The sequence below is a fragment of the Pseudomonadota bacterium genome (assembly GCA_039815145.1).
Lineage (GTDB): Bacteria > Pseudomonadota > Gammaproteobacteria > Steroidobacterales > JBCBZW01 > JBCBZW01.
The window spans coordinates 18,475-30,766 of the sequence record JBCBZW010000006.1 but is presented as its reverse complement, the minus strand read 5'-3'; the positions used below and the strand labels follow the sequence as shown (position 1 = coordinate 30,766).

General features: G+C 66.9%; 13 protein-coding genes. 8 read left to right on the top strand and 5 right to left on the bottom strand.

Going from position 1 to position 12,292, the window contains the following annotated elements; genetic code table 11:
- Position 1 precedes the first annotated feature (1 nt).
- The 5 genes from AAF184_03170 to lptG all read left to right on the top strand — a co-directional run bounded on the left by AAF184_03170 (position 2) and on the right by lptG (position 4,452).
- The gene (locus AAF184_03170; GenBank protein MEO0421310.1) at positions 2-991 is read left to right on the top strand and encodes a diacylglycerol kinase family protein; all 990 of its coding nucleotides are present in this window, start codon (positions 2-4) and stop codon (positions 989-991) included.
- A 97-nt stretch (positions 992-1,088) separates the two neighbouring features.
- Positions 1,089-1,820: a phosphocholine cytidylyltransferase family protein gene (locus tag AAF184_03165; protein ID MEO0421309.1), complete on the top strand. Its 732-nt coding sequence runs from the start codon at positions 1,089-1,091 to the stop codon at positions 1,818-1,820.
- Positions 1,821-1,854: 34 nt separating this feature from the next.
- Positions 1,855-2,280: an HIT family protein gene (locus AAF184_03160; GenBank protein MEO0421308.1), complete on the top strand. Its 426-nt coding sequence runs from the start codon at positions 1,855-1,857 to the stop codon at positions 2,278-2,280.
- 16 nt (positions 2,281-2,296) lie between these two features.
- Positions 2,297-3,349, top strand: a complete 1,053-nt coding sequence (gene lptF / locus AAF184_03155) for an LPS export ABC transporter permease LptF (GenBank protein MEO0421307.1) — start codon at positions 2,297-2,299, stop codon at positions 3,347-3,349.
- A complete protein-coding gene (gene lptG / locus AAF184_03150) occupies positions 3,349-4,452 on the top strand; it encodes an LPS export ABC transporter permease LptG (GenBank protein MEO0421306.1) in 1,104 nt (367 codons plus the stop codon). The genes lptF and lptG overlap by 1 nt, the downstream gene beginning before the upstream one ends.
- A gap of 12 nt (positions 4,453-4,464) precedes the next feature.
- Here lptG and AAF184_03145 read toward each other — a convergent pair whose 3' ends face one another.
- The gene (locus tag AAF184_03145) at positions 4,465-5,355 is read right to left on the bottom strand and encodes a metallophosphoesterase (GenBank protein MEO0421305.1); all 891 of its coding nucleotides are present in this window, start codon (positions 5,353-5,355) and stop codon (positions 4,465-4,467) included.
- An 84-nt stretch (positions 5,356-5,439) separates the two neighbouring features.
- On the opposite strand from AAF184_03145, the gene AAF184_03140 reads away from it, so the two are divergent.
- Genes AAF184_03140 through AAF184_03130 form a run of 3 tightly spaced genes read left to right on the top strand, consistent with a single transcriptional unit; the run spans position 5,440 to position 7,617 of the window.
- Positions 5,440-6,669 carry a CDP-alcohol phosphatidyltransferase family protein gene (locus AAF184_03140; GenBank protein ID MEO0421304.1) on the top strand — a complete coding sequence of 410 codons (1,230 nt, stop codon included), beginning with the start codon at positions 5,440-5,442 and terminating at the stop codon, positions 6,667-6,669.
- Positions 6,641-7,456, top strand: a complete 816-nt coding sequence (locus AAF184_03135; protein MEO0421303.1) for a hypothetical protein — start codon at positions 6,641-6,643, stop codon at positions 7,454-7,456. The genes AAF184_03140 and AAF184_03135 overlap by 29 nt, the downstream gene beginning before the upstream one ends.
- A complete protein-coding gene (locus AAF184_03130) occupies positions 7,411-7,617 on the top strand; it encodes a hypothetical protein (protein ID MEO0421302.1) in 207 nt (68 codons plus the stop codon). The genes AAF184_03135 and AAF184_03130 overlap by 46 nt, the downstream gene beginning before the upstream one ends.
- A gap of 8 nt (positions 7,618-7,625) precedes the next feature.
- Here the strand turns inward: AAF184_03130 and AAF184_03125 are convergent, their stop codons facing one another.
- Genes AAF184_03125 through AAF184_03110 form a run of 4 tightly spaced genes read right to left on the bottom strand, consistent with a single transcriptional unit; the run spans position 7,626 to position 11,747 of the window.
- Positions 7,626-8,819 (bottom strand): aminotransferase class I/II-fold pyridoxal phosphate-dependent enzyme, encoded by a 1,194-nt coding sequence (locus tag AAF184_03125; protein ID MEO0421301.1) that lies wholly within the window; start codon positions 8,817-8,819, stop codon positions 7,626-7,628.
- Positions 8,816-9,052: an acyl carrier protein gene (locus AAF184_03120; protein ID MEO0421300.1), complete on the bottom strand. Its 237-nt coding sequence runs from the start codon at positions 9,050-9,052 to the stop codon at positions 8,816-8,818. The genes AAF184_03125 and AAF184_03120 overlap by 4 nt, the downstream gene beginning before the upstream one ends.
- Position 9,053: 1 nt before the next feature.
- Positions 9,054-9,977, bottom strand: coding sequence for an NAD(P)-dependent oxidoreductase (locus AAF184_03115; protein ID MEO0421299.1), 924 nt, complete (start codon positions 9,975-9,977; stop codon positions 9,054-9,056).
- On the bottom strand, positions 9,978-11,747 hold the full coding sequence (locus AAF184_03110) for a fatty acyl-AMP ligase (GenBank protein MEO0421298.1): 1,770 nt from the start codon (positions 11,745-11,747) through the stop codon (positions 9,978-9,980). It abuts the gene before it with no gap.
- Positions 11,748-12,292 lie beyond the last annotated feature (545 nt).

Here is a 12,292-nt window from a genome sequence, read left to right as displayed (position 1 = left end):
CATGCGCGTCCTCTGCCTCTGCAACGCGGGCGCCGGTGGCAAGGCGGAACGCGCGCAGGCCCTGCAGGCGCTGTTGCCGCAGGCACCTCACGTGCGTCTGGTGCTCACCGAGAGCGCCGAGCACATGGCGAGCTCGGTGCGGGCGTTCGATGGCGCCGGCGAAGATCTGATCGCGATCAGCGGGGGTGACGGCAGTCTCCAGGCCCTATTGGCTTTGCTTGCTGAGCGCGATGCTCATGGGCTGGCGTGCCCGCGTCTCGCCGTCCTCCCAGGTGGCTCGACTAACATGTCGGCGCGCGACATCAATCGCCATCATCGCTGGTCGGCGGCGGCTGCCGTGCTGGCTGAGGTGGCCAGGGAGGGGGCGGCGCTTAAGGAGTTCGCTCGTCGCCCCGTCCTGAGGGCGTACCCGCCTGGCGGTGTGCAAGCGGGTTTTTTTCTGGGTGCAGGGGCGGTGGTCGAAGGGATCGACTACTGTAACCGTCGCCTGTGGGCGGAGGGTGCAGCCCGGCGTGAACTCACCGCCGGCCTGGCCATGGCCCGTACCGTGCTAGGGGTGCTGCGGGCGGAAGCCCCCTTCGACTCGCCCTTGCCGCTTACCCTGGAGGCCTTCGGTGACGGGGCCCAAGCGATCCGCTTGGCGCCTAGCGCAGGTGCCACGGTGCTCGCTGTGTCCACCCTGGATCGGCTGCTCGTGGGCGCACGCCCCCACTGGGGCCGAGAGGAGGGCGCCGTGCGCTTCACCCTGGTCGAGCGATCGGCCCGGTTGGTGCGCCATCTAGGGGGCCTGTTGGGGCTGCCCGGCGTGGCGCGTCCGAGCGCTGACGCCGGCTACCACAGCCACAACTGCCATCGCTTGGCGTTGCGCTTCGCGAGCGCTGGGCAGGCGCCGCGACCTGCTAGCTACGCGATCGATGGCGAAGTGTTCACCGCGCCGGACAGCCCGCTGAAGGTGGACGCGGACTGGGCGCCGGAGTTCCTTATTCTGTAGCGCGCGGTCCGGCGGTCGACGGCCCTTCACGGTGAAAGAGAGGCGTCCGACTTGTTATCATGGCCGGCTTTCGTCTAGGGAAATCTCAGGAGACGCGTTGAAAGCCATCATACTCAGCGCCGGCCAGGGTCGACGCCTACTGCCCCTGACCGAAAACACGCCGAAGTGCGCCTTGGATGTCGCCGGCCGCACCGCCCTCGAGTGGCAGCTCAGCCAGATCGCCCAGACCGCCATCGACGAGGTGGTGGTGATGACCGGGTTCCGCGCGCCCGTGGTTCAGGCCATCACCGACGCCTTCACCGGCGTGCCCGTGCGCACCACCCACAATCCCTTCTACGCGGCCTGCGACAACCTCGGCACCTGCTGGTTGGCGCGCCCGGAGATGACTGGGGATTTCGTGATCATGAACGGCGACACCCTGTTCGAGGCGGCGGTGCTACAACGGCTCCTGGACTCCCCGGCGGACCATGCGGTGACGCTCTGCATCGATCGCAAGGCGGAGTACGACGATGATGATATGAAGGTGGTGGAGCAGGGCGGGCGCCTGGAGCGCGTCGGCAAGCAGCTCGGTGATGCGCCGGTCAACGCCGAGTCGATCGGGCTGATGACCTTCCGCGGTGAGGGCCCGGCCATCTTCAGTGCCCAACTCGATCGAATGATGCGCGATGAAAGTGGTCTAAAGCGCTGGTACCTGTCCGCCATCGATGCCTTGGCGCCCACGGGGCACGTCGGGGTATGTTCCATCGAGGGCTTGAGCTGGTGCGAAATCGACGATGCGGCAGACCTGGCACACGCGGCGACGGTGGTCACCACCTGGCCGACACGCTAGTACTGTCAGCGTCGGTGCAGGGAGAAGGGTCTAGATGAACGAGACGATGACCAAGTTCGGCTACCCCCAGACGCTCGTCCACGAGTACGAGCACTGGTGCGTACTGCTGCGCCCGAAGCAGGTGACCCTCGGCTCCCTGGTGCTCGCCGCCCGCAGCGCAGCGATGCGTTTCTCCGATCTCTCGCCAGCCGCGATCGCCGAACGACACCGTGTGGTGAGTGACATCGAACGGGTGCTGGGCGAGTTCGTGCAGTACGAGAAGATCAACTACCTCATGCTGATGATGGTGGACCCGCACGTGCACTACCACGTGTTGCCACGGTACGCGACGCCGCGCAGCTTCGCCGGCATCGAATTTGCCGATGCAGGGTGGCCGGCCCTGCCAGCGTTGGGTGAGCCCACCGCCACCACGTCCGCGCAGAACGATGCGCTGATCACGGACCTGCGCGCGCGCTGGTGAATCGATCGGCCGCCGCGTGATCGTCGACCGCTATATCACCCGGCACATCGCCAGCCCGATGCTCCTGATCATCGGGCTGTTCGTGTCCCTGTTCGTCACCTACAGCCTGACCCGTTTTCTCACCGACGCGGCCACGGGTTTGCTCAGCATGTCCGAGGTGCTTCAGATCACCGCCCTGCGCGGCATCATCGCCCTGGAGGTGTTGATTCCGATCAGCCTCTACGTGGCCATCGTGGTCGGCCTCGGGCAGCTGTACAGCGACAGCGAGATGGACGCCTTGCGCAGTGCCGGCATGTCCCGGCTGCGCCTGATGCGGCCGATCGTCGTCCTCGCGCTAGTGGTGGCGCTAGTTACCGCCGTCGGCTCCCTCTTGGTGCGCCCCTGGGCCTACGCGAGCATCTACCAGCTGAAGGCCGAGGCGGAGGCGAGCGATGAGCTCGAGCGCATCAAGCCGGGCCAGTTCTATCACTACGACGATCAGGACCGCACCGTGTACGTGCGCGCCCGGGGCCGCCAACCGGGCGATCTGCGCGGCATCTTCGTGCGCACGCGGGTGGCCGATCGGGTGGAGGTGATCGCGTCGGCCAGGGGCCATGTGGAAGAGTTCGTCACGCCCACCGATCACGAACTGCAGCTGGAAAACGCCCGCGTGTTTCGCATCGAAGATGGCGAGTTCGACGTGGTCGGAGAGTTTTCAGCGCTGCGCTTGACCCTGGCGGCGGCGGTGCCGGAGACACCTCCCTACAAGGCGAAGTCCGCCACTTCCGCCGATCTGTCCCGGTCCACGGTGGGTGACGATCAGGCCGAGTACCAGTGGCGCCTCTCCACGGGCATTTCGGTGATGCTCCTGGCGCTGCTGGCCATCCCCTTGAGTCACAGCCTGCCGCGCCAGGGGCGCTACTCGAAGGTGATGATCGCCGTTGGGCTGTACGCGGTGTACTACATCCTCATCGGCATGGCCCGCACCTGGGTGGAGCAGGAGCGCCTGCCGACCATTTTCTGGGTGCCCGCCTTGCTTACCGTGGCCGTGGTGGTGGCCTACAAACCCTGGCGAGGCGGCAAGCTCTAGTGCGCCTGCACCTCTACCTCATCACCAGCATGATCAAGGCCCTGTTGCCGGTGACCTTGATGCTCCTCGCCCTGTTCAGCTTCCTGGCCCTGGCCGAGGAACTGGAAGATGTCGGCAAGGGCCTGTACAGCGCCACCGATGCGCTCGCCGTCGTCGGGCTCACCTTGCCGAATCGTTTGCTGGATCTGTTGCCGGTGATGCTCCTGCTCGGGGCCCTCATCGGCATCGGCGGCTTGGCGGGCCATAGTGAGCTGACGGCCGCGCGAGCGATCGGGCGATCGCCCCTGCAGCTCATGCGCGGCCCCATTCTCACGGCGCTGGCAGTGGGCGTGGCGCTCCTGTTGGCCGCGCAGTTCGTCGTGCCCTTGGCCGAGCGCGAGGCGCAGCGATTGCGCGACAAGGCGGAGACGGAGCAGGAGGTGGTGGCGAGCGAGGCGGATGGTGCGGCTGATCCAGTGCCAGGCGAAGCGGACTTCTGGACGCGAAGCCGTCAGCAGATCATCCGCGTGGACGGCGAACCGGACGGCGCGCTACTACAGGACGTGGAGATCTACGCCTTCGAGGACGACTCGCTCGTGAGCGTGCGTCAGGCTGTATCGGCGCGCGTGATCGATCGCGCGCAGTGGGAGCTGCAGAACGTTCGCGTGCTATCGGTGGCTCAGGATGCGCCGGTGGCCGATCGCAGCCTCGCCGGCGAAGCCCGCGAGGTGGATCTCCCCGTCGGTGGGCTCGACACGCTGGTGGCGCCGGCAGCTTCCTTGAGCCTGTTCGACCTCAGCGCCCGCATCGGCCACGCCCGCGCTAACGCCCTCGATGTACACGGGCTTCGGGTGCTGCTGTGGCAGCGCCTGAGCTTACCCCTGGCGTCCCTCGCGATGATGCTGCTGGCCTTGCCCTTCGTCTTCGGTAACACGCGTGTCTTGCCGATCGGTGAGCGCGTGACCTTCGGGGTGATCGCGGGGGTCGCGTTCTACCTGGTCGAGCAGGTGAGCGTGCACCTCGCGGTGATCTACCGCCTGCATCCTATGGTGCTGTCCCTGGCGCCGGAGCTCATCATCCTGAGTTTGCTGGGCGTCTGGCTTTGGCGCATGAGCGAAGGCTAAGGGATTCGCTGATCAGCGTGGCGTAGCGGTCGCGGTGTCGATCGGACGGGCGTGCGCCGTGAAGCGGCAGGGCGCTTGCGCGGCTTCTGCCAGGTAGAGCGTGGCGTCTACGGCGTCGGTGCGGTCCGCCATCAGGCGGAAGACGTGAAAGCCGGCGCGATGCCGCTCGTGCTCGCTGGAGGCGGAGGGCGCGCAGTAGCAGGGCACGGGGCCGACGCGATAGGCCAGCGGCTTGTGCAGATGGCCGTGCAACAGCAGGGTGGGGGAGTACTCGGCCAACAGCTCCGCGAGCGCTGGAGCATCGCGCAGGGCCTTTCGTGCGGCACAGAGCGAGGAGTCGGCCGGGTGATGCACGACCAGCACCGTGGGGGCCTCGCACGGGGCGTCCAAGAGCGCGCGCAAGGCGTCCAACTGGGCGGCGCCGAGGCAACCATCCGCCTGGGTCAGCGGTGCGGCGTAGGCGCTATTGAGGCCGATCAGCCGGACGCCTGGCAGCTCGAGTACTGATGGCCAGGGCGCGTCACCGACCGGTGTGCCGAAGACGTTCAGATCGCCGAGTTCGCGCTGCCACGCGGGGATGGAATCGGCGCGATAGAAGTCGTGGTTGCCTGGCACCAGGAACACCGGCACCTCGCTGCTCAAGGCTTCGAGCCAGCCGCGAATCTGGCGCATCTCTTCGGCCAGGCCGATGTGCAGCAGGTCGCCGCTGATCACCATGACGTCTGGCGCTTGCGCCAGGGCCGCGTCGGCGCTGGCCTGGAGCATGCGCATGCTGTGCTCGTGGCGGCGTCGGCGGCGCCAGGACAGGTAGCCGAGCAGGCGCTTGCCGAGCAGTTGGGCGGGACGCACGCCGCTGAGATCGGTGGTGTGCGTGTCGCTGAGATGGGCGAGCGTGAACGGCATTGGGATGGGAGGCGTTATACTCGGGCGTTTGCTTCGCGCTAGGTATCAACGCCAGCGAAGCTTGTTGAGGCGAACGATAACACCGTGATCTACGTGCACATAGTCGGCGAAGCGGCGATGCCCCTGTGGGGCCTCGACGCGACCACCCGGGTCGCCCGCCAGCTCCGTCAGTTCACCGCCTTCGAACGCCTCGACGAGCTGCCGTCATCCGCCCTCGAGCATCCCCTACTTGTGGTGCACGCGAGCTATCTCTTCGAACCGCGCACCCTCCGGGGGCTGCACGATGCCGGTGTCGGTCATGCGCTGCGGGCGAGTGAGGACGGCGGTCTCGCCGCGGCCTTGGTCGCCGGCGATGACGCTGCTCGCGGCCACGCCGCGATCGTCGAGCAGCAGGTGGAGGGCTTAAGTGTCCTCGAGACGAGCGACCTGAATGCCTTCGACGGCATGCTCCGCAAGGCCGAGCCGCCGCTGTTGGCCAAGGTGGATGCCACCTCTCGGGATCGCTTGGAGAGCGTGCTCTACGGCAACGCCTACAAGGGCATCACGGATCTCGTCACCAAGTGGTGGTGGCCGCGACCCGCCCGCGTGGTGGTCGGCTGGTGCGCGCGTGCGGGGATCACGCCGAACATGGTCACGCTCACAGGCTTCGCCCTCATGCTGGCGAGCTGTTGGTGGTTCTACCAGGGCCAGTACGCCCTCGGCCTCATCAGCGGTTGGATCATGACCTTCCTGGACACGGTGGACGGCAAGCTTGCCCGGGTGACGATCCAGTCTTCCAAGTTCGGGCACGCGCTCGACCACGGGATGGACATCATCCACCCGCCGTTCTGGTACGTCTTCTGGGGCATGTCCCTCGCGGGCGTGGTGGCGGAGCCCCTGTGGGGCGTGTCGCTCGCCACCTGGAACCTATGGGTGGTGTTGGGCTACGTCGGTGGGCGCATCGCCGAAGGCCTGTTCGATCTCATCGGCGAGTGTTCGCTCTTCGCGTGGCGTCCCTTCGACGCCTACAACCGGCTCATCACTGCGCGCCGCAACCCCAGCCTGATCCTCCTCAGCGCGGCGGTGCTCGTGCAGCGACCGGACTGGGGCTTCTACGCGGTGGTCCTCTGGACCCTCGCCAGCACCGCCTTGTTGTTCGCGCGCCTGGGCCAAGCGGTGTGGTCGCGTTCGCGCCACGGACCCCTGCGCTCCTGGCTCGCTGATCCGACCCGGGCAGCAGCGACCCACCCGCAGGCTTTCCGACGTTTCTCCGGGACGCGCTCCGCCTACGGCGATGCGCAGCACGATGCCGATAGCGCCGCCCCTGCGCCCTGAGTCTTCTGCCTCAGCTGAGCTACCAACGCTCATCGGCGAGAAGATCGGCCTGGCGCAAGCCACGCGCGGCTCCCCCGAGTTGCAGCATGACGATGCCGATTTGGTCGCGCTGTTCGCCGCCCTGCGCGCGCGCTACGGCAACGCACTGCGGGCTGTGCTGTTGTACGGGTCCTACACGCGGGGGGAGCGCGACACGCTGATCGACCTCTACGTGCTGACCGAAGGCGATATCCCCTCGGCGGCACTACCGCACTGGCAGCGCGTGGCTAACCGCGTGCTGGCGCCGAACGTGTACCAGCTCAGCGTGTCGACGGGCGCGCGTTGCAAGTACGCCCTGCTGCCGCTGACAGCCTTCGAGCGCCACCTACGCCGCGATTTCCACCCCTATTTCTGGGCGCGCTTCGCCCAACCTTGCCGCGTGCTCTACGTGGAGGATGCGGGCATCGCCGCGCGCCTCGAGGAGGCTCTCGCTGGCGCGGTGCGTCGGATGCTCACGGAAGGCCGGCGAGGTTTGCCCGATGCCGCGTCCTCGCCGCAAGCGCTGTGGGAGCACGCTCTATCCAGCACCTATCGCTGTGAGCTGCGAGCTGAAAGTGGCCAACGCGCCGCGCAACTGGTGGAGCGCAACCGGGAGTACCTGATGGCGCTCGCCGAGGCATGTGGCGGGAGGCGCCCCGAGCGGAGCAGGAGGAGGCTCCCCGGTGGCCGGTCGCGCCCCTGGCCGGTGGCTGGCGCTGGCCGTTGCGCGAGGCTTGGGGTAAGGGCCTTAGCGTCGCGCGCCTGCTAAAGGCCGCGTTCACCTTCAACGACGGCTTCGATTACCTGCTGTGGAAGATCGAGCGTCACTCCGGCATCTACGAGGAGCCGACGCCCCTACAGCGTCGCTGGCCCCTGCTGTTCGCCTGGCCACTGTTCTGGCGCCTCTATCGCAAGGGCGCCTTCCGCTAAGTCGGCGCTCAGGCCGCCGCGATCAGATCCGCGGTGGCGGCCGCCATCGCGTGCTTGATGGTCTCCACCTGTTCGGGCCGATGCGCCGCACTCAGGCTGCAGCGAATCAGGCTCGAGCCGTCGGGCGAGGCGGGCGGCACGATGAGGTTTGTGTAGACGCCGTGCTCGAGTAGCCGCTGCCACACGCCTAGGGCTGCCTCCGCGCTGGGGCAGCGCACCGCCACCACGGGCGAGGGCTGCGGACCCAGGGTCAGGCCGAGGGCTGTGAAGCTCTCGTACAGGCCGCGCGCGTGCTGCCACAGGCGTTCGCGGCGCTCCGGCTGCGTGCGCAGCAGGCGCAGGGCTGCACGTGTGCTGGCGACCACGGAGGGGCAGGGTGAGGCGGTGAAGATAAACGGGCGCGAGGTGTAGCGGAAGAGGGAGAGCTCCTCGTGGCGGCTCACGCAAAAGCCGCCGGTGGCGCCGAGACTCTTGGAGAACGTGCCCACCAGGAAGTCCACCCGGTCGAGGACACCGTCGGCTTCCGCCAAGCCCCGGCCATGCTCGCCCATGGTGCCGAGGGAGTGGGCTTCATCCACCAGCAGCAGCGCGCCGTAGCGCTCGCACACCTCACAGAAGGGTTCGAGAGAGGGGTAGTCCCCGAGGATGGAGTAGAGCCCCTCGATGGCGACGAGGGTGCGCTTCGCGCGCTCGCCCAAGCGCCGTAAGCGCTTGTCGAGATCCGCGTGATCGTTGTGGCGGAAGCGGAAAACGTCGGCACCGGAGAGGCGGCAGGCGTCGTAGAGGCTCGCGTGGGCGTCGGCGTCGAGCATCACACAATCGCCCGGCCCGACGAGGGCGGCGATGGTACCGAGGTTCGCCCCGTAGCCCGTGGAGAAAAGCATGGAGTAGGGGTAACCGAAGAAATCCGCTAGGTCTTGCTCGAGGGCCTCGTGGTCCGTGTAGTTACCGTTGGCCACGCGCGAGCCGGTAGTGCCGGTGCCAAACTCGGCGAGGGCGCGTTGCCCAGCCTCGATACACTCCTGCTCGAAGGTCAGGCCCAGGTAGTTGTTGGTGCCTGCCATGATGACTTCGCGCCCGTCGATCTGCGCAGTGGTGGCATCGATCGCTCGCTCGATCGGCACCGCCACGGGGTTGATCGGCATCTGCGCGAGCGCGTCGCGCTTGGCGCGCGTCTGCGCGAACTTCTCCAGCAGGCTCATGCGCCCCCCTGCGTGACGACGACCTTGGCCAGGTCGTTCAGCGTGTGAATCTGCGCCAGGCTGTCGAGATCGATGTTGATATCGAAGTGGTCTTCCACCTCGGCGACGAACTGCATGATCACCACCGACTCGAGCCCCAGCGTGTTGATGGGCGTGGCGGCGTCGATCATGTTCTGCCCCTCGGTGAGGAAGCCGCTGAGCAGTTCGCTCAAGGTTTGTTCGATCTCAGTCATCTCAGGTGTCGCTCCTCAGGCGCGCCGTGCCGGTGGCCAGATCCACCGCCGGCGTCCAGCCAGTCGCTTCCGTGAAGGCGCGATTATCGCAGAGCCAGCGAGGGTGTCCCAGCTCTCTCACCTTGCCGGGAGTGAGCATCGGGGAGTATCGCAGGGCGGTGGCCGCCAGCAGGTTGGCCGTCGCCACCGCGCGCAGCACGGCGCTCGGTACGGGCAGGATGTGCGCTCGCTTGTGCGGGGCGATCGCGGCGGCGATCTGCGGCCAGGAGTAGCCATCGGGGGCGCCGTCGTGGAGGGCGAAGATCTCCTGCAGGTCGGGCCCTGGGGTCCGCTGCAGCCAGGCGATCACGGCGCTGGCGAGGTCGTCCGCGTGGAGGAAGCAGATGCGCTGATCGGCCGGCCCCGGGCGCGGCACCCAGCCGCTGTGGATGGTCTCGAACAGGGCAGCCAGCTCGCGATCGCCAGGGCCGTAGACGGCGGGTGGGCGCAGTACGGTGACCGCACGGTCGCGCAAGGCGTCTTCGCCGGCCCGCTTGCTCGCCGCGTAGGGCGACAAGCTGGGTTGGCTGGCGGCGAGGGATGACATTAGCAGGACGCGGGGCGGGTCAGCGCGGCCGGCCAAGGCGCTGGCGAGGGCCCTGAAGGGGCGCTCGTTGACCTCGGCGAACTGTTCGAAGGTGCGCCCTCGAACGGCGCCGGCGAGCAGCAGCAGCACCTCCGGGGCGTCCTCGCGGTCGAGGAGGCTACGCCAGGCGTCTACGTCGAGTTGATCGAAAGGCGCTTGCTCGACGCCCGCCTGCAGTTCAGGGCGCCGCTGGTGTTGGTCGGGGCGGACGAGGGCGGTCAGCCGATGGTCGAGGGGAAGCAGGGCACGTTGCAGGCGGCGACCGATGAAGCCGGTCGCCCCGGTCAGTGCGATGTGCAATCAGGCAACGCTGCCGCTGGTAGCGAAGTCCTGGTGAACAGGAGTCTTAGCTGCCTGACGCTCGAGATGATCGAGCTTGGCGCGTGAGCGCGACAGCTTGCCCGACGAGGTGCGCGGTAGGGTGCGCGGGGGCACGAGGTCGACGTGGACGCGAATGCCGAACTGCTTCTGCACCCGTTCGACGATCTCCTCGGCGAGCTCCGCATCCTGATGGCGGGACTCCACCACGATCACCACGCTCTCGGGGCCGTCGCTTTCGTTTACCGAGAAGGCGGACACGTTGCCCATGCGCACCTTTGGCGAGCTCTCCGCGATGTACTCGAGATCCTGTGGCCAGATGTTGCGACCGTTGATGATGATCACGTCCTTGCGACGGGCCGTGATGACCAGCTGCTCGCCGATGCGGTAGCCGATGTCGCCCGTATCCAGCCAGCCGTCTTCGGAGAGCACGGCTGCGGTGGCTTCCGGATCACGGAAGTAGCCGGTCATCACCGAGGGCCCGCGCAGGCAGATCCGCCCACAGGTGCGCTCGGGGAGTTCATTGCCCTCATCGTCGCGGATCGCCAGCTCGTAGCTGGGCAGGAGGTTGCCGCAGTCAACGAACTCGAGGGTCTGATCGTCCGGATGGTCCGCGGCTACAGGCGTAGCCTTGCCGAGGTCCGTCATCTCGATCTTATCGACCGTGTCGATGCTCACGCCGTGGTCCATCTGCACGAAGCTGACGGCGAGGGCGCACTCGGCCATGCCGTAGCAGGGCACGAAGGCCTTCGGATCGAACTTGGCGTCCTTGAGCAGCTTGGCGAACTGCTCGAGGGGGCCGCGGGGCACGCGCTCGGCGCCCACGCAGGCGGCCCGCCAGTTGGACAGGTCGTAGCGCTCGCTATCCGCCACCCGCAAACGCTTCGCCACGAGGGCGTAGCCGAAGGGCGGGCTGGAGGAGATGGTGCCGCGATTGTCCGACAGCAGCTTCAGCCACAAGCGTGGACGCATGGCGAAGGTGCGCGGGCTCAAGTAGTCCGCCGAGAGTTGGCTGCCGAGGGGCACGAGGACGAAACCGACCAGGCCCATGTCGTGATAGAACGGCAACCAGCCGACGAAACGATCTTTACTCGTGAGCTTCAGGCCGTACCGGCAGATCTCTCGCAGGTTGGTGAGTGCCGCCGATTGCGATACCTCGACACCGCGCGGGAACTGCGTGCTCCCGGAGGTGTACTGCAGGTACGCCGGCTCATCGCCCGTGAACGGCTGGAAGGGTAGGTCGTAATCCGCCGGGAGCGCATCGAATGCGTCCGCTTCACCGGCGAGGACCAGATCGAGTCCCTCGCATGCAGAGTCGAGGAGGGCGGCATGGGACGACGGCGCCACCGCAACCGCGGCGTCGCACGACATCAGCATCTGGCGGATCTGCCTCACCCACGCTTCCCCGCCACCGAGCTGCAGGCCAGCGGGCAATGCCACCGGCAGCAACCCAGCGTACTGGGCAGCGAAGAAGAAGCGGATGAACAGCGGATCGGTCTCGGCCACGATGGCAACGCGATCACCCCGCTGCAGGCCGAGGCCCAGCAGCTTACGCGCCAACAGCTGCGCTTCCTGGCGCAGGTCGGCGTGCGTGAGGCGATGTTCCAAAGCGCCCTTGCCGTCGTAGAAGTTGTACCCGGCCTTACCCTGAGCGGCGTAGTCGAGTGCTTCCACGAGGTTGGCGAAGCCATCGCTCCGCAGGGGCAGTTCGTCGTTGAATCCCGTTGGCGTCAGCTCAGCGTCACGGTTCATAAGTGTCTAAAGTCTCGGTCCTTCCAAACCGCTTGCCTGTGGCCAGTCCCCGGCCGGGCGAATGCGGTTGATCAAACGTGGGCGGGCAGCTGAGCTGCAGCACCGTTATGTTGGAGCCCCAATAGCGCAGATCACAAGAAATCCCGCCCCACCGCCTTTCGCGGCGTGGCATCAAACTCCCCGTGGAGCGCTTCCGTTGGTCTCCCCCTCACCCAGGCACGTCGTTCTTCGACCTATCCCCGGCGCCGTTCGCGTGGTGAGGAAGCGAACGGCTAATCGGAAGATCATAACGGTTTCAGCAACATGAAACAATTATGATGCTTCAATTAAGCCATATCCGAGCCCGCTTTTCCCCCATCTTTCGGCCGCTCTCAATTCCTAGATTGGGCCGAATTCTGCAGTCTCAGAGCCATTTTGACGCGCCGCACTTGGCGCGCTGCAGCGAAATCGCCTTTCCTAGCGTGTTCCCCGTATCAGGGGAACGGTTGCACGCAGCGCGCAAGACGTTACCGCCGGCATGCCCTGCCAGTCTAGTCAGCGTCCCG